Annotated in this window: 22 protein-coding genes and 1 pseudogene; 15 read left to right on the forward strand and 8 right to left on the reverse strand. The window is 70.2% G+C overall.

The window, feature by feature from the left end; all coding sequences use genetic code 11:
• Positions 1 to 210 precede the first annotated feature (210 nt).
• Complete coding sequence (locus ACZ56U_RS07555; protein ID WP_469083100.1) at positions 211 to 1,254, forward strand: fatty acid desaturase family protein; 1,044 nt, start codon at positions 211 to 213, stop codon at positions 1,252 to 1,254.
• Positions 1,255 to 1,381: 127 nt separating this feature from the next.
• Here the strand turns inward: ACZ56U_RS07555 and ACZ56U_RS07560 are convergent, their stop codons facing one another.
• Positions 1,382 to 1,897 (reverse strand): hypothetical protein, encoded by a 516-nt coding sequence (locus tag ACZ56U_RS07560; protein ID WP_469083101.1) that lies wholly within the window; start codon positions 1,895 to 1,897, stop codon positions 1,382 to 1,384.
• 57 nt (positions 1,898 to 1,954) lie between these two features.
• On the reverse strand, positions 1,955 to 2,209 hold the full coding sequence (locus ACZ56U_RS07565; RefSeq protein ID WP_469083102.1) for a hypothetical protein: 255 nt from the start codon (positions 2,207 to 2,209) through the stop codon (positions 1,955 to 1,957).
• 347 nt (positions 2,210 to 2,556) lie between these two features.
• Here ACZ56U_RS07565 and ACZ56U_RS07570 point away from each other — a divergent pair, with 347 nt between their 5' ends.
• The 6 genes from ACZ56U_RS07570 (at position 2,557) to ACZ56U_RS07595 (ending at position 7,599) form a co-directional block, all read left to right on the forward strand.
• Entirely contained in the window at positions 2,557 to 2,760 is a 204-nt protein-coding gene (locus ACZ56U_RS07570) for a cold-shock protein (RefSeq protein ID WP_383781634.1), read from the forward strand.
• 254 nt (positions 2,761 to 3,014) lie between these two features.
• Positions 3,015 to 3,335, forward strand: coding sequence for an SCO5918 family protein (locus ACZ56U_RS07575; protein ID WP_469083103.1), 321 nt, complete (start codon positions 3,015 to 3,017; stop codon positions 3,333 to 3,335).
• A 544-nt stretch (positions 3,336 to 3,879) separates the two neighbouring features.
• Positions 3,880 to 4,233 carry a helix-turn-helix domain-containing protein gene (locus ACZ56U_RS07580; RefSeq protein ID WP_469083104.1) on the forward strand — a complete coding sequence of 118 codons (354 nt, stop codon included), beginning with the start codon at positions 3,880 to 3,882 and terminating at the stop codon, positions 4,231 to 4,233.
• A 218-nt stretch (positions 4,234 to 4,451) separates the two neighbouring features.
• Positions 4,452 to 5,825 carry an RNA polymerase subunit sigma-70 gene (locus ACZ56U_RS07585; protein ID WP_469083105.1) on the forward strand — a complete coding sequence of 458 codons (1,374 nt, stop codon included), beginning with the start codon at positions 4,452 to 4,454 and terminating at the stop codon, positions 5,823 to 5,825.
• 93 nt (positions 5,826 to 5,918) lie between these two features.
• Positions 5,919 to 6,686 carry an SDR family NAD(P)-dependent oxidoreductase gene (locus tag ACZ56U_RS07590; RefSeq protein ID WP_469083106.1) on the forward strand — a complete coding sequence of 256 codons (768 nt, stop codon included), beginning with the start codon at positions 5,919 to 5,921 and terminating at the stop codon, positions 6,684 to 6,686.
• 139 nt (positions 6,687 to 6,825) lie between these two features.
• Entirely contained in the window at positions 6,826 to 7,599 is a 774-nt protein-coding gene (locus ACZ56U_RS07595; protein ID WP_469083404.1) for a polysaccharide deacetylase family protein, read from the forward strand.
• 43 nt (positions 7,600 to 7,642) lie between these two features.
• On the opposite strand, the gene ACZ56U_RS07600 is transcribed toward ACZ56U_RS07595, so the two are convergent.
• Positions 7,643 to 8,989, reverse strand: coding sequence for a phosphatase PAP2 family protein (locus ACZ56U_RS07600; RefSeq protein ID WP_469083107.1), 1,347 nt, complete (start codon positions 8,987 to 8,989; stop codon positions 7,643 to 7,645).
• A gap of 235 nt (positions 8,990 to 9,224) precedes the next feature.
• Positions 9,225 to 9,428: a cold-shock protein gene (locus tag ACZ56U_RS07605; RefSeq protein ID WP_391233232.1), complete on the reverse strand. Its 204-nt coding sequence runs from the start codon at positions 9,426 to 9,428 to the stop codon at positions 9,225 to 9,227.
• Between the two features lie 281 nt (positions 9,429 to 9,709).
• Between ACZ56U_RS07605 and ACZ56U_RS07610 the strand changes: the two genes are divergently transcribed.
• The gene (locus ACZ56U_RS07610) at positions 9,710 to 10,672 is read left to right on the forward strand and encodes an amidohydrolase family protein (protein WP_469083108.1); all 963 of its coding nucleotides are present in this window, start codon (positions 9,710 to 9,712) and stop codon (positions 10,670 to 10,672) included.
• On the opposite strand, the gene ACZ56U_RS07615 is transcribed toward ACZ56U_RS07610, so the two are convergent.
• Both ACZ56U_RS07615 and ACZ56U_RS07620 read right to left on the reverse strand, forming a co-directional pair.
• A complete protein-coding gene (locus ACZ56U_RS07615) occupies positions 10,635 to 11,258 on the reverse strand; it encodes a phosphoribosylanthranilate isomerase (protein ID WP_469083109.1) in 624 nt (207 codons plus the stop codon). The genes ACZ56U_RS07610 and ACZ56U_RS07615 overlap by 38 nt on opposite strands.
• Positions 11,259 to 11,330: 72 nt before the next feature.
• Entirely contained in the window at positions 11,331 to 12,917 is a 1,587-nt protein-coding gene (locus ACZ56U_RS07620; protein WP_469083110.1) for a carbohydrate-binding protein, read from the reverse strand.
• Positions 12,918 to 13,216: 299 nt separating this feature from the next.
• Between ACZ56U_RS07620 and ACZ56U_RS07625 the strand changes: the two genes are divergently transcribed.
• The 7 genes and pseudogenes from ACZ56U_RS07625 to fxsT all read left to right on the forward strand — a co-directional run bounded on the left by ACZ56U_RS07625 (position 13,217) and on the right by fxsT (position 20,852).
• A complete protein-coding gene (locus ACZ56U_RS07625) occupies positions 13,217 to 14,821 on the forward strand; it encodes an alpha/beta hydrolase (protein ID WP_469083111.1) in 1,605 nt (534 codons plus the stop codon).
• Between the two features lie 258 nt (positions 14,822 to 15,079).
• Positions 15,080 to 15,382, forward strand: a complete 303-nt coding sequence (locus ACZ56U_RS07630; protein WP_469083112.1) for a DUF6355 family natural product biosynthesis protein — start codon at positions 15,080 to 15,082, stop codon at positions 15,380 to 15,382.
• Between the two features lie 21 nt (positions 15,383 to 15,403).
• A complete protein-coding gene (locus ACZ56U_RS07635; RefSeq protein WP_469083113.1) occupies positions 15,404 to 15,754 on the forward strand; it encodes an antibiotic biosynthesis monooxygenase family protein in 351 nt (116 codons plus the stop codon).
• A 160-nt stretch (positions 15,755 to 15,914) separates the two neighbouring features.
• Positions 15,915 to 16,312: pseudogene (locus ACZ56U_RS07640) on the forward strand (DUF5753 domain-containing protein); the annotation flags it as partial.
• Positions 16,309 to 16,605, forward strand: a complete 297-nt coding sequence (locus ACZ56U_RS07645; protein ID WP_469083114.1) for a DUF397 domain-containing protein — start codon at positions 16,309 to 16,311, stop codon at positions 16,603 to 16,605. The pseudogene ACZ56U_RS07640 and the gene ACZ56U_RS07645, both read left to right, overlap by 4 nt.
• Before the next feature lie 3 nt (positions 16,606 to 16,608).
• Complete coding sequence (locus ACZ56U_RS07650; protein ID WP_469083115.1) at positions 16,609 to 17,193, forward strand: toll/interleukin-1 receptor domain-containing protein; 585 nt, start codon at positions 16,609 to 16,611, stop codon at positions 17,191 to 17,193.
• Positions 17,193 to 20,852: an FxSxx-COOH system tetratricopeptide repeat protein gene (gene fxsT / locus ACZ56U_RS07655; protein WP_469083116.1), complete on the forward strand. Its 3,660-nt coding sequence runs from the start codon at positions 17,193 to 17,195 to the stop codon at positions 20,850 to 20,852. Before ACZ56U_RS07650 ends, fxsT begins: the two co-directional genes overlap by 1 nt.
• Positions 20,853 to 20,858: 6 nt before the next feature.
• Here fxsT and ACZ56U_RS07660 read toward each other — a convergent pair whose 3' ends face one another.
• Both ACZ56U_RS07660 and ACZ56U_RS07665 read right to left on the reverse strand, forming a co-directional pair.
• The gene (locus ACZ56U_RS07660) at positions 20,859 to 21,995 is read right to left on the reverse strand and encodes a sugar ABC transporter substrate-binding protein (RefSeq protein ID WP_469083117.1); all 1,137 of its coding nucleotides are present in this window, start codon (positions 21,993 to 21,995) and stop codon (positions 20,859 to 20,861) included.
• A 207-nt stretch (positions 21,996 to 22,202) separates the two neighbouring features.
• Positions 22,203 to 23,906, reverse strand: a complete 1,704-nt coding sequence (locus ACZ56U_RS07665) for a lysyl oxidase family protein (RefSeq protein ID WP_469083118.1) — start codon at positions 23,904 to 23,906, stop codon at positions 22,203 to 22,205.
• Positions 23,907 to 23,990 lie beyond the last annotated feature (84 nt).

Raw genomic sequence — 23,990 nt, forward strand, 5'->3', positions numbered from 1 at the left:
TCCTGCCACGGTGTGAGACCTGCCTGGAAGGGAACCCGCAAGGAGACAGAGGGCCCGCGCCGCCGACGGACGAGACAGACGTCGTCCTTGCTCCGCGCTCGCGCGATCCGCGTCCGCATCAGACGAGGCGCACCCCTTGCCGTGGCCCGGTCTCAGCTATCCCCGAGGCGGCGCCTGACCATCCGCTTCCTTCGGAAAGAGCTCAGCGACATGACCACAGACGCCACGGTCCGCCCCCCGCCCTCGGGAACGTCCGGCAGTGACTTCGCCCGGTTGTCGAGAAAGATCGCCGATGCCGGCCTGCTGGGGCGCCGTCCCGGCTACTACGCGGTGCGGATCACGGTGGTGGCCACGCTCTACGTCGGCGGGTGGGCCGCCGTCGCCCTCCTCGGCGACACCTGGTGGACGCTGGCCGTCGCCGGTTTCCTGGCCCTCGTCTTCGGCCAGGTCGCCCTGCTCGCCCATGACGCGGCCCACCGCCAGGTGTTCCGCCGACGGCGGGCCAGCGAGGCATCCGGCCGGATCGCCTGCGCCGGCGTCGGGATGAGCTATGGATGGTGGCAGGACAAGCACACCCGCCACCACGCCAACCCCAACCACGAGGAACTCGACCCCGATGTCGAGCCCGACCTGCTGGTCTGGTCCCAGGACCAGGCCCGGGCCGCCAAGGGGCTCCCCCGCCTCATCGGCCGCTGGCAGGCGTTCCTCTTCTTCCCGCTGCTCACCCTGGAGGGCGTCAACCTGCACGTGTCGAGCGCGAGGGCACTGGCCAACCGCTCGCTCAAGCACCGACCGCTCGACGGCGCCCTGCTGTTCGCGAGCGTCGCGCTCTACCTGGCCGTCCTGTTCTGGTTGCTGCCCCTCGGCATGGCGATCGCTTTCCTCGCCGTCCACCAGTGCCTGTTCGGCGTCTATCTCGGCTCGCTCTTCGCCCCCAACCACAAGGGCATGCCGATCCTGAAGGGCGAGGACCGCCCGGACTTCCTCCGCCGCCAGGTGCTCACCTCACGCAACGTGCGCGGCGGCTGGTTCACGGACGTCGCGCTGGGCGGGCTGAACCATCAGATCGAGCACCACCTGTTCCCCAGCATGCCCAGCCCCAACCTGCGCAAGGCCCGGACCATCGTCCGCCGCTACTGCGAGGACCTGGGCGTGGAGTACGTCGAGACCGGGCTCATCGCCTCCTACCGCCTGGCCCTCGCCAGCCTCCACCAGGCCGGAGCCCCCATCAGGCACCCCGGCCTCCCCGCGTAGAGGGACGCGGCGTAGCGGACGCTGATCGTTTGGTCGTCCGGTCCTCCGGTCCTCCGGTCCTCCGGTCCTCCGGTCCTCCGGTCGTCCGGGAGGGGGCTCAGCTGTCTCCCGTTCAGGTGGCGGGCGCTCAGATCCTTCGGCCTTCATCCAGGTCCCGAAGCAGGTCGGGTGAATCGGCCACAGCGGTCCGGGCGTCAGCCACTGCCGTCTTGAGTCGCGCTCTCCAGAAAAGCCGCGATCGCTGTGGATGCCACAGCGCGTGATGGACGACCTCGGTCGCCGCGTTCAAGCCACGCACGTACCGAGTGGGAACACCGCCGCCGTACTCCGGGTCAGGGTCCTGCTCGAAGCTGCGACGGCTCGCCGAGTACAGGGCCACCCGTGTTCTCGCGTACCAGTCCGCCACATCTCGGGGTACTCCGGCGATCATGGCGGCCGACTCGAAGGCATGCACCGCTCCGCGCAGCCTGCGCCACTCCTCCGGGTCCCCCGAGGACCAGACCGCTTCCTCCAGAGCCGTCATCGCGGTACGGGCAGCGGCACGGGCCTGACGGCGCTCCGGCGCGGTGCTGACGTACTGGGAGACGACCGCGCCCACACTGCCCGCCCCGAAGAGCTGAAGCACCCCCACCAGGTCCACCACGGCAGGACCGTATCAGCGGCCCGGCGGGGCCGATCGGGGGCTTCCTTGCTTCACTTCTCACTTCTTCGGCTTCTGATCGTCGCGCGGTTCTTCGGACACCACCAAAGAACCGTCCGCCTCGAACCGCAGTACCCGGGGCCGGGGTGCTTCCCGGGTTGCCTCCGGCTCGGGATGAAGCTGTCTGTAGCGCTCATGGTAAAAATCGACCGCTTCACGGAGCGAGCATCCTCGTGCCTCACGGATCGTCTTTATGGCGAGGATGGTGCGTCCCTCGAGAATGTCGCGGTCAACACGTGCCGGCAGTTCCGCCACAGGTCCTCCCCCGTTCGGCTCGCGAAGAGGGTAGCCGCGGTCCTCCGGCCGGTCGCCCCTGAGCGACCGGTCCAGCGGACCCCGCCCCGCCGGCCGCGGTTGCGGTAGGGCGTCACGGGACAATATCTGTGCTCGCGGAATTAGAAATGTCCACGGGTCGTGATGACTATTTCTCGACCGTCGGGAGAGGCGGAATTAGGGACTCAGCGGAGGCCGTCGCGGCGTGCTACTGTCGATCTCAGTTGCAGGTGTTGTTGCCATACGGTTTTTCCGACGGGTTCATCAGCACGGCGACACGGAATTCACAGAACGTGGGTTCTTGAAAACGCCTCCGAAGGAGAAATGACATGGCGAACGGCACCGTGAAGTGGTTCAACGCGGAAAAGGGCTTCGGCTTCATCGAGCAGGACGGCGGCGGCCCCGACGTCTTCGCCCACTACTCGAACATCGCCGCCCAGGGCTTCCGCGAGCTGCTGGAAGGCCAGAAGGTGTCCTTCGACATCGCGCAGGGCCAGAAGGGCCCGACGGCCGAGAACATCGTCCCCGCCTGACAACACCGGCGCTGACGTACTGACTTCGCAGCTGGGGCCCGCACCTTGGGGTGCGGGCCCCAGCTCGCTGCGTTTCACGGCGGGATCACCCGCCACGCGTCCCACGCACCACCCGCACCACCACCACCTGCGCGACACGCTGTGCAACATGCCATGCGCCGCACACTGCCGCGGGACGCGCTCACGCCCGACCCGCTGATCCGGCAACACCTCGCCAGGTCCGGCCGTTTCCCCTTTTTTCCCTGTGAGGCATCATGCGCTGTGTCATCGCCCGGTACCCGTTCGACCTGACCAAGGACGGGGTGCTGGCCTCGATGAAGGGCGTCAAGCCCCAGCTCGTCACGGGTGAGTCCGTGACCGTCGGCCGTCGCCGCTACCCGGTCAAGCAGGTGGGGCAGGTCATCACCCGACAGGACCCCCGCGACTTCACGTCCGGCGAGGTCGTCCGCGCCCTGACGCGCCTCGGGTTCACCTGCCACGAGACCCCCCACATCGCACCCGTGGACCCCTACGCCGAGTTGCGGAGCGCGGCGGCGATGCTCGGCGGTGCCGCCGCCGCCCCCGCGGAGGCATAAGGGTCCGCGGACCACAGCAATCCAGAGCCCGGTGAGGGCCCTGCCGACGCGCGTCGGCAGGGCCCTCACTGTTGTGTCACCGCAGCCGACCAGGCGGTCGGCGTGTCGATCGGTTGACCACCGACCCCGCCCTGCCCGTGTCCCCGGTCACAGGATGCCTGCACCCTCCACCCACCAAAACCTACTCTTGCCAGAGTAGACATTGGTCCACAGTGCGGTTAGCATTTTTCTCGTTGAGACGGTCAGACAACACCCGGCAGACACGAACTGGCGGGTAGCAGTACGTGAAGTTCGCAGGTGACACCCAGCAGTACCAGGATCGCCCGGCCCGACGAGCACTCGGTCCGGGTACCGCAAGACCCCGGATTGGATGGTGGTCCCCGGTCACGCAGCCGCGATCCCCGCACTCCTGCCCCCGTCGGGCCGGGTAGCGGAAACAGAAGGTCGGCACAGCATGAGGGCCGACGGATGGTGTTGAATTCCCTTTGGGGCCCTGGTGCCGTACGGCACCAGGGCCCCTCGACGCGTTGCACAACGAGGTGACATGGAAGCAGATATCCCGCTCAGTGATCGTCTGGACGACGACGACTACCCCGCGTACACCATGGGCCGGGCCGCCGAGATGCTCGGCACCACCCCTGCCTTCCTGCGCGCCATCGGTGAGGCCCGGCTGATCACTCCGCTGCGTTCGGAGGGCGGCCATCGCCGCTACTCCCGCTACCAGCTGCGGGTCGCCGCCCGGGCCCGTGAGCTCGTCGACCGGGGAACCCCGATCGAGGCCGCCTGCCGCATCGTCATCCTCGAGGACCAGCTCGAGGAAGCGCAGCGCATCAATGCGGAGTACCGCCGTGCCGCGAGCACGCCGACGTCCGACAACGCCGGCTCCAGCTCGCACTGACCGTACGTTTCGAGTGTCGTCGCCTCGAACGTGATCGCCCTTCCGCTGACAGATCCGGCGGCTCTAGCGTGGGCGGCATGAGGACGTGCCAGGGGTGTGGAGGGCCCGTCGACGGCCGGGACGGGCCGGGGCGGGCCGCGTCGTACTGTTCGCAGGCCTGCAGGCAGCGGGCCTATCGCGAGCGGCGCGGGGCGAGAGGCGTCCCGGTCAGGGACCTGGTGACCGATCTCGGGGAGCGGCTGGGGCGGCTGCGGCTGGAGCCCGGGATCGCGTTCCACGCCGATGTCGAGGCGCTCTCGGGACGCTTCGCGCAGTTACGGCGGCTCGCCCGGCAGGCCAGGCAGGACGGCCAGGACGCCGAGCGGGCGGCGCCGTCCGACCCGGACGACGCGGAAATCGTCACGCCGAGGCGTGTGACGAAATCCGACGCGTCCTCTCCTGCCACGCACGGCGACGCCGGCGGCGTCACACCCGACACGCCCGAGACATCCGCCAAGCCCGGCACACCCGAGACGCCCGAGACGCCCGAGACATCCAACGCGTCCGACACGCCCGGCGCGCCCAACACGCACCACGGCGCGCACGACCACGCCCGCCACGACCACGCCCACCACGACCCCGACGACTTCGGCGCTCTCGTCGAGAGCCACCAGCGCGAGCTGCGCGTGCACTGCTACCGCATGCTCGGCTCGTACGACGAGGCCGAGGACCTGACCCAGGAGGCGTTCCTGCGGGCCTGGCGGGCTCGGGAGACATTGGACGGGGTCGGCAACGTACGGGCCTGGCTGTACCGCATCGCCACCAACCTCTGTCTGGACTTCCTGCGCAAGCACAACCGCCGCCCGGCCCCGTACGAACCGGTGCCGGGCATGGACTCCGGGGACGGGGCGCCCCCGCCGCGGTTGCCCTGGCTCCAGCCCTTCCCCGACGACCAGTTGCCCGAGACCCCCGCGCCCCGGCAGGAGCCGGACGCGCAGGCCGTGGCCGGCGAGACGCTGGAACTGGTCTTCCTGACCGCGATCCAGAAGCTCCCGCCCCGGCAGCGGGCGGCGGTGATCCTGCGTGACGTGGCGGGGTGGTCGGCCGAGGAGACCGCCGACCTGCTGGGCGCCAGCCCGGCCTCGGCGAACAGTGCCGTGCAGCGCGGCCGGGCCGCCCTGCGGGAGGCCTTGCCGGGGCGGCGCGAAGAGTGGTCGGCCGGGCCGCCCAGCGCAGCGGACCAGGTGCTGCTGCGGCGGTACATGGACGCCGCCGCGCGGGCCGACATCGACGCGATGATCGAGCTCGTACGCGAGGACGCGGTGCTGACCATGCCGCCGAACCCGTTCTGGTTCACCACGCGGGAGGCGCTCTTCGCGTTCGTACGGCCGAACCTCGATCCGGCGTCGCCGATGTTCGCCGGGCACTGGCGGCATCTGCCGGTGCGCGCCAACGGGCAGTTGGCGGTCGCCGGTTATCTGCGGCGGCCCGGGACCAGCGTGTTCCGGGCCCAACTCATCGACGTCCTACGAGTGAAGGAGGGACGGATCGCCGAGATCACGACGTTCGAACCGCATCTGTTCGCCGCGTTCGGGCTGCCGATGACGCTCTGAGGAAAGTCCGGCCGGCAGCGATGAGTTCGCCCGGCCCGCGCGTCATAGGGGTGTCGGGCGCACACGGCGCCCCCACCCAAGGAGCAGTCAGCCATGCTGGAGAACAAGGTCGCGGTCGTCTACGGCGGTGCGGGTTCCCTCGGCGCGGGCGTCGCGCAGGCGTACGCACAGGCGGGGGCGCGGGTGTTCCTCGTCGGGCGTACGCGGGAGACGCTGCGGAAGGTCGCCGACGACACCGGTGCCGAGTACGACGTGCTCGACGCCGGTGACGAGGACGCCGTGGAGGCGCACGCGGCGTCGGTCGTCGAGCGGGCGGGAGCAATCGATGTCTCCGTCAACCTCGTGCCGCGCGGGGACTTCCAGGGAGTACCGCTGACCGAGATGTCGGTCGAGGACTACACCCGGCCGGTGGTGCGGGGCATCGCCTGCCAGTTCATCACCGCGCGGGCCGCCGCGCGCCGGATGACCGCGCGGGGCTCGGGCGTGATCCTCGCCCTCAACAGCGGCTCCGCCAACGGCAGTCCGATGATGGGCGGCACCGCAGCGGCCGACGGCGCGATCGACGCGCTGGTCCGGCAGCTGGCCCAGGAGGCCGGTCCGGCCGGGGTGCGGGTCTGCGGGATCTGGACCGCCGGGGTCACCGACAGCCTCACCCCCGAGAAGCTGGCCGCCGCCGGTGCCCCGGGCATGGACGAGACCGCCGTGCAGGGCGTCCGGGCGCACCTGGACAGCCTGCGGATGACGAGGCGTTCACCGCGGATCGCGGACATCGCCGCCCTGGCGACCTTCCTCGCCTCGGACGCCGGCGCGAGCATCACGGGCACCTGGGTCAACGCGACCGCCGGGATGTTTCCCAGCTGAGCCGCCGCTGTCGTGGCCGGGTTGTCCGCGAACGCCACTGGAATTGTCCGTGATCGGTAACGGAGGGAGCCCCAGGGCGCCGTTCCTCGTCCTGACAGGTGCCGGGATCGGCGAGGAACTGCGGGAGAGCGGGGCGGACATGGCGCGGCACGGGGGCGGACGGGGCTGGTACGGCAAGGTGATCGGGGCGGCGCTCGGGGTGTCGGTGCTCGCCACCGGTGCCTCGATGTGGACCGCGCAGGCCGGGGCCGCGGGCGGCTCGACGCCGAAGGCGGTCGCCTCGGCCGCCCCGGGCGGTGCCGTGAAGGCGGTGGCGAAGACCATCGCGCACGCCTCGGACGCGGGGGCGCGCGGCGTCAACATCACCATCGACGACGGCCCGGACCCCGTCTGGACGCCTCAAGTGCTGGACGTGCTGCGGGAGTACGGCGTGAAGGCCACCTTCTGCATGGTGGGCACCCAGGCCGAGGCCCACCCGGACCTGGTGAAGCAGGTCGTCGCCGCCGGGCACCGGCTGTGCGACCACTCGGTGTCGCACGACACGACGATGGACCAGCAGTCCCAGGCCTATCAGTCGCAGCAGATCCTCGACGCCGAACGCATGATCACCAAGGCGTCGGGGGGCGTCCGGCCGATGTACTACCGCGCCCCCGGCGGCGCCTTCACCCCCTACAGCCGTCAGCTCGCCGCCTCCCGCGGGATGCGTCCGCTGGGCTGGAACGTGGACACCAAGGACTTCGAACTGCCGGGCGCGGACGCCATCGTCGCCACCGTCCAGCGTGAACTCCCCAACGGCCCGACCCTCCTCTTCCACGACGCCGGAGGCGACCGGGCGCAGACCGTCGAGGCCCTGCGCCGGGTCCTGCCCTGGCTGAAGGACCAGGGCTATTCCTTCGGCTTCCCGGTCCGCTGACCTCGCCGGACGGCGACACCACGGCGTCGTTCGACCGCGTGCCTCACACGGGCTCGGGCTGCCGTGCGACCGGTCCGGCCGGCGCGGCGGCCCCGTCCCACTGCCGGGTGGTGCGCACATAGCCGTAGATCACCGAGGCCATCGCCAGCAGGAGCAGCGGGCCGGACAGCCACGGCCAGGTCGCCATCTCCACCGGCAGCCAGCGGTAGGCCACCAGGAGTGCGGCGAAGACCGCGCAGCCGTAGCCGACCAGCCGGAGCCCCGAGCGGTCCCAGCCGCGGTCGTAGGTGCGCAGCGCCGCCTCGATGGTGAGGACGAAGACGACACCGGCGACGAGGTCGACGCCGTAGTGGTAGCCGAACCCGAGGGTCGCGGTGAGGGTGGCGATCAGCCAGAACGTGCCCGCGTAGCGCAGGGCGCGCGGGCCCTTGCGGGAGTGGATGAAGATCGCGACCGCCCACGCGGTGTGCAGGCTGGGCATGCAGTTGCGGGGGGTGATCTCGTCGAACGGCATGCTGTGCGGGGTGGTGATCGACGGCAGGGTCCGCGGCCACAGGTCGGCCACCGCCCACTGGGTCGTGGAGTGCGCCTCGGACCACAGGCTGATCGACGCCCAGTGCTCGGTGCCGTCGCCGTAGGCGAAGATCGGCCCGACCACCGGGTAGATCATGTAGACGCCGGGTCCGAGCAGGCCTATCAGCAGGAACGTGCGGACCAGGTGGTGGCCGGGGAAGGCCCGCTCGGCGGCCACGTTGCGCAGCTGGTAGAGCGCGACGGCGACGGCCATCAGGGCGAGCTGGCCGTAGACGAAGTCGAGGAAGTTGAAGCCGACCGCGCCGGTTGCGGTGACGAGCCGGCCCATCAGCCAGGAAGGGTTGCCGAGCGCGTGGTCGGCGGTGGCCACGTACTGGTCGAGCACCTGGTGGCGGGACGCGGAGGTCAGCAGCAGCCAGGTGTCCCCGGCCTTGCGGCCGGCCACCAGGAGCAGCGCGAGTCCGACGCCCTTGAGCAGCAGGACGCGGTCCTGGCCGGTGCGGCGGGTGACCGCGAGGACCCCGCAGCCGAGGACCACCCACAGCGCGCCGTTGCCGTAGTGGTTGCCCGCGGGCAGCTCCAGGTCGAGGATCCAGCGGGTCAGGGCGATGGCGAGGTCGATGCCGATCGCGGTGCCGAGCGCGACGAAGCGTTGCCGTCGGGGCAGTACGACCAGCATCAGCGCCATCGCGGCGTACAGCAGGCCGCCCGACTTGGGCGGGAGGACCACCTCGCGCAGCTGGACGGTGATCGGGCCCGGCAGGCCGTAGTGGCGTGCGGCGATCTCCAGCATGACGAAGAGCCCGAGGGCGCCGACGCCCAGCGCGACCCACAGCGGCTTTATTCGCGAAAACACCCGCAACGATACGTTCATCAACTGTTTGACCGATTTTTATGTATGAGGTGGAATTTTCTGCCTATCGCGCCGGATGACGGTGTTCGTCGCGAGCCCGAACATGCTAGCGGAGGCGTACAGGTTTCACACAGATGGATGCACGGGTACGGCGCCGCGTTGCCCCGGGACGGCCGCCGACACGCGAAACAGGGCCCGCACCGAGGTGCGAGCCCTGTTCGACGAGTGTCCCTACGGGTCAGGCGGGGACGATGTTCTCCGCCTGCGGGCCCTTCTGGCCCTGCGTGACATCGAAGTTCACCTTCTGGCCCTCGTGGAGCTCACGGAACCCCTGGGCGGCGATGTTCGAGTAGTGGGCGAAGACGTCGGGGCCGCCACCCTCCTGCTCGATGAAGCCGAAGCCCTTTTCCGCGTTGAACCACTTCACAGTGCCGGTGGCCATGTGTTTCTCCTGTAAGCAAGTGCTGGAACCCACACCTCGCGAGCCCCTCATCGCCGCGATGATCACCTGCCCCGGAAACCCGGTTTGAATGGCAATAATGGCAACCACAACTGCAACGGATATCGAGCCTAGCACGGGTCAAATCGAAGCTGGGGGAAATCTGTTAAGGCGTTTACGTGTCCGGAAACAATTCTCCTGCGGCGCCATGAGATTTCTTGCCGCCGACGTCCCCGAACCCGGGGGGTGGACGGGCGGCACCGGCGGAGGCGATCGTGGGCGGCATGAGTGATCGGACGGTGGGACAGGACGTGCCCTCGGGCGTGGAGGCCGGCGAGGTGCGCCGCTTCTGGGGGCGGCTGGGGCTTCCCGGGCTGGTCGACGTGCACACGCACTTCATGCCCGAGCGGGTCCTGCGCAAGGTCTGGGAGTACTTCGACGGGCTCGGCCCGCTCACCGGCGGCCTGGAGTGGCCGATCACCTACCGGCAGGAGGAGGCGGACCGGGCCGCGCTGCTGCGGGAGTTCGGTGTGCGCGCCTTCACCTCGATGCTCTACCCGCACAAGCCGGGCATGGCCCGCTGGCTGAACGACTGGGCGGTCGACTTCGCCCGCCGCACCCCCGACTGCCTGCACACCGCCACCCTGTTCCCCGAGCCGGGCGTCGAGGGCTACGTCGGTGAGGCCGTCGCGGCGGGGGCGCGGGTCTTCAAGGCGCATGTGCAGGTGGGGGCGTACGACCCGGCCGACGAGCTGCTGGACCCGGCCTGGGGACTGCTCGCCGAGGCCGGGGTCCCGGTGGTGATCCACTGCGGCTCCGGACCCGCGCCGGGCAAGCACACCGGCCCCGAGCCGATCGCACGGGTGCTGGCGCGCCATCCGCGGCTGCGGCTGATCGTCGCGCACATGGGGATGCCCGAGTACGGGGAGTTCCTGGCCCTCGCGCGGCGGTACCGGGAGGTGCGGCTGGACACGACGATGGCGTTCACCGACTTCACCGAGGACTTCCTCCCCTTCCCCCGGGCGCTGCTGCCCGACCTGAGCGAGCTCGGCGACCGGATCCTGCTCGGCACCGACTTCCCCAACATCCCCTATCCGTATCTGCACCAGCTGCACGCGCTGGAGCGGCTGGACCTCGGCGAGGAGTGGCTGCGCGGGGTGTGCCACGACAACGCGGCGGCGCTGTTCCGGCTGGGCGCCGCGCCGGCCGTCAGTCCTGAGGGCGGGCCGCCTTCACGAACGAGGTGATGAGGGCCGGGTCCTTGACGCCGCGGGTGTGCTCCACGCCGCTGGAGACGTCGACGCCCCAGGGGCTGGTGGCCCCCACGGCCTCGCGCACGTTGTCGGGGGTGAGGCCGCCGGCCAGGAGCCACTTCTCACCGGGGGCGGCGAGGGGCTTGCTGGACCAGTCCCAGGCCATGCCCGAGCCGGGGATGGGCGCGTCGAGCAGCAGCATGTCCTCGCCGTACTCGCCGACCCGGGGCACGGTCTCGCCGAAGGCGGCGGCGCGGATCAGGGTCCAGTCGCCGGTGGCCAGGTCCGCGTAGTAGGCGGGGTCCTCGGGGCCGTGCAGCTGGACGGCGCGGATCCCGGAGGCGGTGGCGGTGGCGGTGACGAAGTCCAGGGACTCGTTGCGGAAGACGCCGACCGTCAGGACGTGCTCGGGTACCCGGCGGCTCAGCCGGAGGGCGGTGCCGGGGTCGATCCGGCGCGGGCTCTCCGAGAAGACGAAGCCGATGGCGTCGGCACCGGCCTCGACGGCCGTGTCGACGTCCCGCTCGGTCTTCAGACCGCAGATCTTGATGAACAGAGGTTCGCTGGAGTTGTTGCTCACGTGTCCCAGACTGCCGTATCGCGCGCCGAGGGCCCGGGTCGGGGACCCGGGCCCTCGGACCGAGGTCGGGTGCTACAGGGTGACCCTCGTGCCGCCGATCGTCACGACCAGCGTGCCGTCCGAGGCGAAGGACCAGGCCAGGGCGCCCGTGTAGGAGGAGCAGCGGGAGCCGTTGGTGCCGGACCAGAACTGGTTGGAGCTGTCGGTGTTGCCGACGAGCCGGTCGTTGGTGCCGCTGGAGCTGCGGCAGGAGGTGTTGTTGCGGAACACCGAGGTGCCCGCGTCGAAGTTGAAGTTGCGCTCGGCGTTGTCGATGCTCAGGTTGTTGGAGATCGTCATCGAGCCCGGGTTGCTGTTGTACGTGAACCCGTGCTTGCCGTTCTCGAAGGCGATGCTGCGCCGGACGACGTGGTTGACGGGCACGTCCTCGCCGCCGAGCTTGTAGCCGTTGCGGTCGCCGTTTCCGGCCTGTGAGCCGTCGCTGAGGGTGCCGTTGTCGTAGGAGAGGGAGTCCTCGATGGTCACCGCGCCGATGGGGTCGTAGTCGGAGTAGGTGTAGAGGTCCCAGCCGTCGTCGATGTTGTGGTGCGCGACGGCGTAGCGGAAGACGTTCCCGCTGCCCACGGTCAGCTTCGCGGCGAAGCCGTCGGCGTCCTCGCCGTCGGAGTCGGCGTTGTCGTGCGACTCGGCGCTGAGGATCAGGTTGTTGGCCGGCCACTGGCTGGTCGGGGTGGTGGAGGCGATCCGGCCGAGCTGGAGGCCGGTGTCCCGGTTGTAGCGCGTCACCGTGCGCTCCAGGACGTTGTTGCTGCCGCCGACGAAGATGCCGTTGTCACCGGCGCGTTCGACGGTGAGACCGGTGACGTGCCAGTAGTTGCCCATCAGCTGGAGTCCGCGGTTGGACGAACTCTCCGTCTGTGCGGAGAAGTTGAGCACCGGCTTCTCGCCCGGGTAGGCGGACAGCCTGGTGCGGGCGCTCGCGGTGCCGTTGTTGCCGACCGGGACGGTGATCGTCGAGGACTGGTTGTACGTGCCTCCGCGCAGGTAGATCGTGCCGCCCGCCGAGACCTTGCCGATCGCGGAGGCCAGGGTGGTGGGGGCGTCGATCGTGCCGGCCGCGCCGGCGGTGCCGGTGGGCGATACGTACAGGGCGCCGCCGGTGGGGGGCGTGGTGCCGCCGTCCGCGGTGGTGGCCTCGAGATAGTCGACGTTGGGCAGGCCGCCCGAGGTCGTCGGGTGGAGCCGGACGGTGTTGCTGCCCGCGTTGACCGGCACGGTCAGGGTCTTGGTGGTCCAGCCCGTCCAGGTGCCGGTGCCCTCGAAGGTGGCGGTGCTCACCGTGGTGCCGTTCACGATGATGTTCGCCGTTCGAGATGTTGTCGTGCCGTTGGCGAAGCGGACGGCCACGGTGGCGGTGCCCGCCGCGGGCGCGGTCACCGTGAACTGGGCGTAGGCGCCGCTGGCGTTGGTGGGGTTGCAGAAGCCGCTGCCCGAGTAGCCGGCCCAGTTGCTCTCGATGGCGCCGGTGCAGACGGCGGGGGCGGTCTCGGCCTCGTGGCGGGTGGTCGCGGCCTGCGCGTTGGTGCTGGTCAGAGCGACAAGCGTGCCCCCGAGGAGGGCGGCGCAGGCGACGGCGGGTCGCAGGTGTCTCAGGTGCATCGTGGATCTCCATCTCCAGGACGGTGCGGGTCGTGCCAGAGGGGTGGAGCGGGATGTACGAGGTGACGCTGACGGGTGACGGGTGACGGGTGACGGGTGACGCGTGTGGGGGCGGGGCGAAACGGGGAAAGCGCTTTCTCCACCGGAAGTTAGGGGCGCCGACCTGAACGCGTCAATAGTTCGTCACCTGATTTCAGTTCACATGGAGGAACTTGAAAAAACTCTTGGCTGTCATGCAACCTCCAACCCCGCTTTCCGAGTGGGTTGTTGGTGTCACAACAGCCACAGGGGGACACCCAGTGATCAGACCTTCCTTGAGGGCCGCCGCGGCGGCGGCCCTCGCCTTCGTCATAGCCGGCACCGGGGCCGGGGCCGTCCAGGCCGCGCCCGCCCCGGCCGCGCCGCCGGTACCGACCCTCGCCTGGGCCGACTGCCAGGGCGGCTTCGAGTGCGCGAACGCCGCCGTGCCGCTCGACTACCGCCGGCCGGACGGCGCCACCCTCACCCTCGCCGTCATCCGCAAGAAGGCCACCGACCAGGCCACGCGCAAGGGCACCCTGTTCCTTCAGCCCGGCGGCCCCGGCAACTCCGGCGTGGACTTCGTCCGCAACAACTACGCCGACCTGCCCGCCGAGATGCGCGACTCCTTCGACGTCTTCGGTTACGACGTCCGGGGCGTGGGCCGCAGCAGACAGGTCCAGTGCTTCGACGACCCCACGTACACGGCCGCCGTCACCGCCGCCAAGGGCGCGCCCGGACCCGGCGCCTACGACGCCGCCGTACGCCAGGCCGCCCAGTTCGACCAGGCCTGCGTGGACAACTCCGGCGACCTGCTGCCGTATGTGGGCACGGAGTACGTCGCCCGGGACATCGACCTGCTGCGGCAGGCCCTGGGCGAGGAGCAACTCACCTACTACGGCCGCTCGTTCGGCTCCTACATCGGCACGGTGTACGCGTCCCTGTTCCCGGAGCGGGTGCGGGCCCTCGCCCTCGACGGGGCGTACGACCCCGAGCGCTACGCGAACCAGCCGTACGCCTACGACCGGACCCAGTACCTCGCGCTGGACGGCGCGATGGGCCGCTTCCTCGACTGGTGCGCCGCCGACCAGGCCACCTGCGGGTTCGGCGACGGCGACCCGCGCGCCGCCTTCGAGAAGCTCAAGGCCGACCTCGACGCCAACCCGGTGGTGACGGCGAGCGGCGGCAAGGCCAACGGCTACACCCTGGTCTACCGGCTGATGTTCAACATCAACGAGGGCAAGGTCATCTGGCCCGCCTTCGGCGAGGCCCTGCGCAAGGCCCAGCAGCGTGACAACACCTCCTTCCTGCTGCGGCCGCCGTCCCCGGCGAGCTTCGACTTCCTCGGCCCCAACGTGGTCGTCGAATGCGTCGACAAGGACTACCCGAGCAGCCCGGACCGGCTGAAGCGCGAGGTCACCACCAACGCGCGGATCGCCCCGCTGCTCGGCCCCGCGATGGCCTACGGCCCGCCGACCTACGACCACCAGCACGCCACCGCCTGCGTGCAGTGGCCGGGCGAGCAGGTGAGCCGCTACGGCGGCCCGTTCCACGCGGACGGCTCCGCCCCGATCCTCGTCCTCGGCACCACCGGCGACCCGGACACCCCCTACCGGGACGCGGTGGCGCTGTCGCGGGAGCTGGACAACGGCCGGCTGCTCACGTTCGAGGCCGAGGGCCACACCGCCTTCGGGCGCAGCGCGTGCGCGACGGACGCGGTGACGTCGTACCTCGTCGACCTGAAGGTCCCCAAGCGCGGCACGACCTGCGCGGACGAGACCCAGCCGCCGTCCTCCACCCCCAAGGTGGCGCCGCCCGGGACGACCCTGAGCGAGCTGCGGAACGGTGTGAACGAGCGCGTGGAACGGATCGGTTCCGTCGCGTGACCTTCCCGAGGCGCCGGTCCGGCACCCGGACCGGCGCCTCGACCGGGCGACTCCGGGTGCGCCCCGCATGACCGCGTCTGCGCCGACGCCGCGCTCATGACCAGCGATTCCTTCATGATCACTCGACCTGATGGACTCGGTCGACCAGTCGAGTGAGCGCACGTGACCCCCCGGGACCGGGGACGCGAGGCTTCTGGTGCGCACCGCGCGGTCCTCATGCCGGTGCGCGGTCCCTGTCGCTCACGAAGGAGTCGTCCCATGCGCACGCGCCTTTCCCTGCCCGCCCTGGTCGGAGCCATGGCCCTCGCCGTCACGGCCTCCCTGGCGGCCACCGCCTCCGCCGCTCCCGCCCCCGAGGCCCCGCCGCTCAGGGAGCCCTGCGGGTTCTACGAGACCTCCAGCAACGCCTACTACAACCACTGCACGAGCGACGGTTCGCGCATCCAGGTCGAGATCGACGACTGGGGCCCCAACACGATCCGCTGTCTCGGCCCCGGCGTCACCTGGATCGGGACGGCCTCGGACATCAGCGGCGCCTGGTACACCGGACGTACCTGCTGACCTTCCTGAACAATGGGCCGCATGAGCATCGTGAAGATCAACGTACTCACCGTCCCCGAGGAACAGCGCGAGGTCCTGGAGCAGCGGTTCGCCTCCCGGGCCGGTGCGGTGGAGAACTCGGACGGGTTCGAGTGGTTCGAGCTGCTGCGGCCCGTGGAGGGCACCGACACCTACCTCGTCTACACCCGGTGGAGGTCCGAGGCGGACTTCGAGAAGTGGCGGGCCGACATGGGGGCCTCGCACGGCAGCGGCGGCCAGGGTGGCAGTGGCGGCCCTGGCGGTGGCGGTGGGGAGCAGGCCAGGCCCGCCGCCACGGGGGCGACGCTGTGGTCCTTCGAGGTGGTGCAGTCCGCGGGGCCCAAGGACAACTGACGGGCGGCATCGGGTCGTTCGCCTGACAAATGTCACGCTCCGTGGCCATCATGGAACCCTGCGCGCACCCGTACACCTTCTTTGTACGGGTGCGCGAGGTTGAACGTACTGGCGCGGCGGGGGAGTTCAACGTCATGCGAACGACGACAGGCCCACGGTTGCGGGGCGGGTCGAACGCCAGTCGATCCTACGCGGCAGGGGGCGCCGATCACCAGCTTCGTGGTCTGGGAGCCGGTGGTGCACGCCCCGCTGGGAGGGCGGTCGGTGAGGGCGGGGCAGTTGCGGCATCTGCGCGCGTGCTCGGAACTCCCGGGCCTCATGCTCCAGGTCCTGCCGCTGGATCGCACCAGCCACGCCGGCCTGAACGGCCCGTTCGTCCTCCTGGAGACCCCCGAACACCAGCGCCTCGTCTACGCGGAGAACCAGCGCGGGAGTCAACTCATCGCGGATCAGGGCGAGGTGGCGATCCCGAACCAGAAATATGCCATGCTGCGGTCACAGGCCCTCACCCCGGAGGACACGAGGGATCTGCTGGACCGTCTGCTAGGAGAGCAATGAGCGGCACCGCGCTTCAGTGGTTCAAGTCGAGCTACAGCGGGAGTGAAGGCGGTGACTGCCTCGAAGTCGCCTACGACTGGCGCAGGTCGAGCTACAGCGGCAGTGAAGGCGGTAACTGCCTCGAAGTCGCCTACGACTGGCGCAAGTCGAGCCACAGCGGCGACGAGGGCGGCGACTGCGTGGAGGTCGCGACGGAGACCGTCGCCGTCCATGTGCGCGACTCCAAGAACCCCTCCGGTCCCCGGCTCACCGTTGCTCCGAGCGCTTGGGCTGCCTTCGTCGCGCAGAGGTAGCGGGTGGACTACGAGTGGGACGTGTTCATCAGTTACAGCCACAAGGGACACGTGAAGGACTGGGTGCGGAACCACTTCCAGCGTGAACTCACCCTGTCGCTGGAGGACGTGCTGCCCGACGACCCCCGGGTCTTCGTCGACTACGACATACCCGTGGGCACACCGTGGCCCGAGAGGCTGGAAGACGCGCTCCTGAAGGCCCGCTGCCTGGTGGCGATCTGGTCGCCGCCGTACTTCCGCTCGGAGTGGTGCATGGCGGAGTGGGTGAGCATGCGCAAACGCCAGGCCGCCCTGGAGGCGACGAACGGCCGGGCGCCGACCCTCATCTACCCGATCAGGTTCGCGGACGGCGACCACTTCCACCCCGACGCGAAGAACACCCAGCAGTGCCGGGACCTGAGCAAGTACGCCCATGACCGCGAGCAGTTCCGGGACACGCCCCTCTACATGGATTTCCAGAAAGAAATGCGCACGGTCGCGGAGGAGATCGCCACCCTCCTCGACCGCGCACCGGAATGGCAGGCCGGCTGGCCCGTCGACCGTCCCCCCGCCCTGGAACGCCCCCAGAGCCGTCTGCCGAGGCTGTGATGGACAAACTCGAGGGCAAGATCGCGACGTTCTACTCCTACAAGGGCGGAGTCGGACGCAGCTTCCTGCTCTCCAACACCGCCACGCTGCTGGCCCAGTGGGGTTACAAGGTCCTGTGCATCGACTGGGACCTGGAGGCCCCCGGCCTGCACTACTACTTCCGCCCGCACCTGCGCGGCCCTGAGACGGGCCTGGTGGAGATGGTGCTGGGCGTCCGCGACGAGCGGCGCGTCGACCCGCTGGGGCACATCACGCCGGTCGTCTTCCCGGACGGCTCCGGGCTCGACCTCATCGCCGCGGGCGGGGTCGGCTGCGACTACATCCCGAACGTGCAGGGCATCGACTGGGACGCGCTGTACTCGGAACGGTCCTTCGGCGACGTGCTGGAGGAGTGGCGACAGCGCTGGATCGAGTCGTACGACGTCGTCCTCGTCGACAGCAGGACCGGGATCTCGGACTCGGGCGGCATCTGCACGGCTCAGCTGCCGCACATCCTGGCGTACGCGTTCACCGCGAACCAGCAGAACGTCGACGGCGTGCTGGACGTGGTGACACGGGCGGCCGAGGCGCGCAACGGTCTGCCGTACGACCGGTCGCGGCTGGTGTCGTTGCCGCTGCTGTGCCGGTTCGACATGACCGAGGAGTACGAGCGGGCCTCGGAGTGGCGGGAGAAGCTACGGGCCGAACTCAAGCCGAGCTACGACTCCTGGGTGCCGGAGGGCGCCGCGTTCGAGCGGGTGCTGGACCACTGCACGGTCCCCTACTCGGCGTACTGGTCCTTCGGCGAGGAACTCCCGGTCCTGACCGAGGACTTCAGGAACCCCCAGCTGGTCAGCTACAGCATCGCGTCGATCGCCGCGTTGATCGCGCGGAATCTGGGGGATGTGCGGCTGTTCACGGAGAGTCGGGACGCGTATGTGGACGCGGCCGTCCGCACGGGGCTGCGGGGTGGGCACTACCGGTTCGACGTGTTCATCTGCGGTGCCCCGAACACCGCCGACGACGTGACGCTGCTGAGCGTGCTGCTGGAGGACCAGGGAATCACCAGCTACTCCTCGCTCTCGCCGGACGAGGACCCGCACACCACCGTCGACACGTGCCGGCACTTCATCCTGGTCACCCGGGACACCGTCAGCTCCTACCAGCGAACCGAGCTGAACTATTTCCTGCGGCAGAGCCTCGAGGAGCAGACGGACCGCGCCCTGTTTCCCGTCATCACCCCCCGGGACGTCCTGCGCGACCTGCCCCCCATCGTCAAGTCGATCCAGCCCTACGTCCTTTCCGAGGACAACCTGTCGGTCGTCGCGCGAGCGATCAAGGAGAGGATCCGGGACGATGGCGCGCTGAGCGCGGCGCCTTCCCCGGACGAAGTCCTGTACCTCTCCTACGCGGGTGCGGACCGGGCGTGGGCGGAGTGGGTGGCCTGGCAGTTGAGGGACGCCGGGCACACGGTCAGGTCCGACGTCGTGCGCGAGGAGACGGAGGACGAGTTCTTCGCGCGCTTGGAACGGCCGCTGGGGCAGATCCGGGACGTGGTCCTGTTCTCACAGGCGTACTTCACGCGCCGCGGTCTCACGCCGGCGAGGGCGGACGTGATGCTGGGCGCGCGGGAGAGGCTCGTCCCGCTGCGCATCGACGGCAGCGTCGCGCCGGCGTCGCTGCGTCGGCTGCCGGAGACCGACCTGTCCGGGCTGGACGGCGAGACGGCACGGACAGAGCTGCTGCGGGCTGTGGGGGGCCCGGTCGGGGTGGCGAGCGACGCGCGGGGGGCCACGGTCAAGAGGGCGCCTCGGCTGCCGGGGAGCCGACCGCCGGTGTGGAACGTGCCCCCGCGCCCTGCCCACTTCGTCGGACGGGACGACCTGCTGGTCGAGATCCGTACCCGGCTGACCGCCGAGGGGCGGCCGGAGCCGGTGCTTGCGCTCACCGGACGGGTCGGGGTGGGGAAGACCCAGCTGGCCGTCGAGTACGCGTACCGGTTCAGTGGTGCCTACGCGTGGGTGTGGTGGGTGGACGCCACCCGGCCCGTTCCCGCGCAGCTGGCGGCGCTCGCGGTGGCCGCTGGCTGGGCCGAATCCGGCGCGACCGAGGAAGCGGCTCTGCGGAGTCTCCGCGAGGGTGTGCGCACCCGGCCGGGCTGGCTGCTCGTCTTCGACCGCGCCGACGATCCGGCTGAGCTCGCTCGGCATCTGCCGCCCGGTGAGGGGCACGTACTGATCACCTCCCGCGACCCGCTCTGGCACCAGATCGCCTCGCCGGTCGACGTCGACGTCCTGGACCGCACGGCGTCGACGGCTCTGCTGCGCTCGCGCAACCGGGCTCTGGACGAGGGGGACGCGGACCGGCTGGCCTCGGCCTTGGACGACCTGCCGCTGGCGCTGGTCCAGGGGGCCGAGGCCCTGCATCTGTTCACTCCGGAGCAGTATCTCCAGCAGTTGGAGGACCACGCCGACGCGGCCGTCAGCGACGGCACCCCCTTCGACTACGACGCCCCGCTGTCCGCACAACTGGTGTACGCCCTGAGCCTGCTGGAACGGCAGGACCTCCAAGCGGCCCAACTGGTGCTGGCCTGCGCCCTGCTGGCGCCCGAGCCCTTTCCTCTGTACGCCTGCGCCACCGGCGGCGTCGACGCGGGAGAGACCGGTGATGCCGTACAGCTGGTACGGCGGCTCTCCGACCCGCGCGTCTTCCGGCGGATCCTCACAGCGGTCGAACGGTCCGGGCTCGCCCGAGTCGCCGGCGGGAGCATCCAGGTGCACCGCCTGACCCAGGCCGTCCTGCGCGATCAGCTCACCGCCGAGGAACGCGCCGAGGCCATCGAGCTCGTCGGCGCGCTGCTGGCCGCCGCGTACCCCGGAGAGGCGGCCGACCCGCGCACCTGGCCGCGCTGGACCGAGCTGCTGCCCCACCTCCTGGCCCTGGACCCCGCGGACCTCGCCACGCAGCGCGCCCGGTACGCGGCTTGTGAGGCCTGCTGGTACCTGCTGGACCGCGATGACACCGGCACGGCGCTGCCCCGGCTGGAGGATCTGCACCGGACCTGGACGCTGCGGTTCGGTGCCGACGCCGACGACACCCTGTTCGCGGCCGCCTACCTCGCCCGCGCCCACGCGGCCACCGGCGATTACGCCGAGGCCGTCCGACTGGAAGAGGACCTTCTGGCTCGGCGGCGGGAGCGGCTGGGCGAGAACGACCCCCTCACCCTGCGCGTCGCCGGGAACCTCGCCACCCGCCTGTCCCAGCAGGGGCTGACGGAAGAAGCCCGCGAGCTGGCCGAGCGCACCCTCGAGGCGCAACGCCGGGTCCTGGGCGAGGACCACCCCGACACGCTGCACTCCGCCGGCAACCTCGCCATCTACCTGGCCGAGCAGGGGCTGACGGAAGAAGCCCACGAGCTGTCCGAGCGTACCTTCGAGGCACAGCGCCGGGTTCTGGGCGAGGACCATCCCGACACGATGCTGACCGCCAGTAACCTCGCCATCTATCTGGACGAGCTGGGGGAGACGGAGTCGGCTCGCACCCTTGCCGAGACCACCCTCGCCCGACAGCGCCGCGTGCTCGGTGAGGACCACATCGACACCCTGCACACGGCCGAAGTCCTCGACGACGTGTCCGACACCGCCCAGGACTCACCGCCGTCCGGCACGCCCGCGACCTGACCCGCCCTACGTCAACCCCGCCGCCGCGCAGTCCGCCGCGTACGTCGTCGTGCAGATGTCCTTGACCGTGTAGACCCCGTCCCGGATCACCGTGTCCTCGATGTTGTCCTTGGTGAGGGCGACCACGGGGACCAGCATGGAGGGGATGTCCTTCTGGGTGGGGCTGTCGACCGCGTCGGGGGTGAGGGCGTCGAACTCGATGGAGCGGGCCTGGACCTTGGCCACGGCCATCTCGGCGGCGTTGTTGGCCTCTTCCAGGAAGGACTTGTAGACGGTCATGTACTGCTCACCGGAGAGGACCCGCTGGACCGCGGCGAGGTCCGCGTCCTGGCCGGTGACCGGGGGGATGGTCTTCGCGCCGGCCTTCTTGAGGGCGTCGATGACGGCGCCGGCCATGCCGTCGTTGGCCGAGTAGACCGCCGCGATGTCGTCCAGGCCGATCGCCTGGATCGCCTTGGCCATGTTCGCCTCGGCGATCTCCGGCTTCCACTCCTTCGTGTCGTAGGACTTGGCGATCACCACGTGGTGCTGGAGCACACCGAGCGCGCCGGCCTTGAAGCGGGCGGTGTTGGGGTCCTCGGGCGAGCCGTTCATCATGACGATCTTGTCGCTCTCGGCCTTGCCGCCGAGCGCCTCCAGGAGAGAGCGGCCCTGCACCTCGCCGACGAGCTCGTTGTCGTGGGATATGTACGCGTCGATCGGGCCCTGGGCGAGCCGGTCGTACGCGATGACGGGAATGCCCGCGTCCTTGGCCTGCCGCACCTGGGGCGCGATGGCCTGGGCGTCCACGGCGTCCACCAGGACGACGTCCACCCTGGCCTCGATCATCTGCTCGAACTGCCGGCTCTGCCGCTCGGCGCTCGCCAGGGCGTTGGCGTAGCGGACCGTGCCCTTGCCGTGGGTGAGGTCGGCGACCCGGGCCTTGATGAGGGGGTGGTCGAACTTCTCGAAGCGCCGGGTGTCCTTGTCCGGCAGGAGCAGGCCCACCGTGATGTCGTCGCCCTTCCTCGGGCTCGCGGAGCTGTCACTGCCGCTGACGGCGTCGACGACACCGCAGGAGGTGAGCAGCAGGGCCGAGACGGCGGCGGTGAGGGCGAGGCCGGTGCGACGTGCGGTGGCTCTGCGAGGGGTACGAACGTTCACTTACGTGCCTTCCGAACAGTGGAGCGGCGGAGCGTTCCGAGCGTCTCGCGGGAACACCGCCCACAGGAGCCCGGTACGGAATCTCCCCGAGGCACGTCGGCTTGTTTCACATTTTCCGGCTCGACGCTCCGGCGCCGGGCACGCGCACCGGGCCTCCCCCTCCGCGACCCCTCGCGGTCGGCGGAGGGAGAGGTGACCGGCTTTCGGTTACGGCGTGTTGATCAGGCCGTGTGCGGGGACCTTGACCGTGCGCTTGCCGGGTTCGCCGCCGAGGATGACCTTGCGGAGGGCGACGTTGTTGTTGAGGTTGGTCTCCTGGAGGCGCTTCTCGGGGTTGGCGATCACCTGGATGTAGTAGGTGCCGTTGGGGAGGTCGGTGACGTCGAAGGACTGGCCGGGGCGGTACTGGGTGTAGGTGTCGCCGGAGCCGACGTCCAGGACCTCACGGACGGAGATCGAGTTCTGCTGGCCGCAGGCGGTCGACAGGTCGGTGTTGTACGGGTGGAAGTTCGCGTTCTTCACCGTGTAGTCGATCGCGTCGGTGTTGGCGAGGCAGAACGCCTCCTTGCCGCTCTTGACGATCTCGTGCTGGTCCGCGGCGAGCAGCCGGTAGCTCGCGAAGTCCGTGAAGTGCCAGTGCTCGTGGCCGATCCGCGGGTCCCACTCCATGGTGCCGGTCGGCGCGTAGCCGACCTGCTTGCCCTTGGCGTCGTAGAAGTACTGGTACGCGTCCATCAGGTCCGCGCCCGGCTTGCGGAAGCCGTCGACGACGAGCGGCGCCGGTCCCGCGTTCCAGACGTTGGCGCTGAAGGCGAGGTAGTCCTTGCCGGCCGCGTCCCCGTCCTCGCCGTCGGTGATGGCGATGTCCCAGGCGGGCAGCGAGCGCAGGTCAGGCTTGGGCACGCCCGCCGGGGCACCGGCCCGGCCGGTGGGCCGCTTGCTCGCCGGCTTCAGCGCGGGCGCGATCCGGGAGCCGTCGGTGTGGCCACGGCCGTCGCCCAGGTGGTGGGCCAGACCGCGGTCCTCCAGGGCGTGCGACAGCATGCCGGGCGTGGGCTCGTCGGCGCCGCGCGGACCGTAGTGGTGGGACGCGCCGTGGGCGGCGTGCGCGCCGTGCGCGCCGTGCGCGCCGTGCGCGCCGTGGCTCATGCCACGGGTCATGCCCACGCCGCCGCCACCGCCACCGCCGCCGTCGGTGATCTCGCGGACGGTCACCTTGATCGTCCGCTGCTCGTTCGGCATGCCGAGGAGCTCCCGGTACTTCTTCGCCACCGTCACCTTGGCCGTGTACTCACCGGCCGGCAGGTCGACGGGCTTGTCGTAGTCGACGGTGCTGGAGTTGGACGCCCAGCCCTTCTCCACGCCCCACACCGAGCCGAGCGTGAAGGGGTTGGTGGGGCAGCTCTCCGGATAGTGCGAGGTCGCCGGGGCGTCCGGGCGCAGGCGTCCGGAGGCGTTGTTCGGGCAGAAGGTGCCCTCGGTCTTGGACACCTCCTGGCCCGCCGCGTTCTTGACGGACACCTGCAGGAACCCGGGCAGGCCCGTGAAGTCCTTCACCAGCCCGGCGGGCAGCGTCTTGGTGGTGGTGTGGGTCCCGTCGCGCAGGATCTGCTTCGCGACCACGGGGTCCTTGTACGACTTGCGCGTCACCTTGAACTCCAGCGGCGCGTTGTCGACGGTCACGTACGTCCCGAGGTCGAAGTAGACCCCGGGCTCCCCCTGATACCGGTCGAGCGTCACGTGGTTCGACGCGGCGATCAGCTTGAGCTTCGGCTTGCCGGGCGTGGCCGCGGGTGCCGCCCCGGCACCGGGAGCCGCTCCGGCCGCGGTGGCGACGACGGTGAGCGCGGCACCCGCGGCGAGCGCGGAGTTCCTCAACCGGGTCCGGCTGTGGTGTTTCTGACTGGTCATCGGTTCCTCGTCTGCGAGTGCCCTGGTCAGGGGCATCGGACTGGACAACCCCCGGGCCGGCCGACGGTGTGGACGCACCCCCAT

This window comes from Streptomyces sp. NPDC034103 (assembly GCF_055575395.1).

Coding starts and splice junctions, on each gene's coding strand:
- ACZ56U_RS07630 (WP_469083112.1), top strand. CDS start 15,080: ATGCGCACGCGCCTTTCCCTGCCCGCCCTGGTCGGAGCCATGGCCCTC.
- ACZ56U_RS07580 (WP_469083104.1), top strand. CDS start 3,880: ATGGAAGCAGATATCCCGCTCAGTGATCGTCTGGACGACGACGACTAC.
- ACZ56U_RS07620 (WP_469083110.1), bottom strand. CDS start 12,917: ATGCACCTGAGACACCTGCGACCCGCCGTCGCCTGCGCCGCCCTCCTC.
- ACZ56U_RS07605 (WP_391233232.1), bottom strand. CDS start 9,428: ATGGCCACCGGCACTGTGAAGTGGTTCAACGCGGAAAAGGGCTTCGGC.
- ACZ56U_RS07590 (WP_469083106.1), top strand. CDS start 5,919: ATGCTGGAGAACAAGGTCGCGGTCGTCTACGGCGGTGCGGGTTCCCTC.
- ACZ56U_RS07645 (WP_469083114.1), top strand. CDS start 16,309: ATGAGCGGCACCGCGCTTCAGTGGTTCAAGTCGAGCTACAGCGGGAGT.
- ACZ56U_RS07555 (WP_469083100.1), top strand. CDS start 211: ATGACCACAGACGCCACGGTCCGCCCCCCGCCCTCGGGAACGTCCGGC.
- fxsT (WP_469083116.1), top strand. CDS start 17,193: ATGGACAAACTCGAGGGCAAGATCGCGACGTTCTACTCCTACAAGGGC.
- ACZ56U_RS07665 (WP_469083118.1), bottom strand. CDS start 23,906: ATGACCAGTCAGAAACACCACAGCCGGACCCGGTTGAGGAACTCCGCG.
- ACZ56U_RS07610 (WP_469083108.1), top strand. CDS start 9,710: ATGAGTGATCGGACGGTGGGACAGGACGTGCCCTCGGGCGTGGAGGCC.
- ACZ56U_RS07595 (WP_469083404.1), top strand. CDS start 6,826: ATGGCGCGGCACGGGGGCGGACGGGGCTGGTACGGCAAGGTGATCGGG.
- ACZ56U_RS07575 (WP_469083103.1), top strand. CDS start 3,015: ATGCGCTGTGTCATCGCCCGGTACCCGTTCGACCTGACCAAGGACGGG.
- ACZ56U_RS07570 (WP_383781634.1), top strand. CDS start 2,557: ATGGCGAACGGCACCGTGAAGTGGTTCAACGCGGAAAAGGGCTTCGGC.
- ACZ56U_RS07635 (WP_469083113.1), top strand. CDS start 15,404: ATGAGCATCGTGAAGATCAACGTACTCACCGTCCCCGAGGAACAGCGC.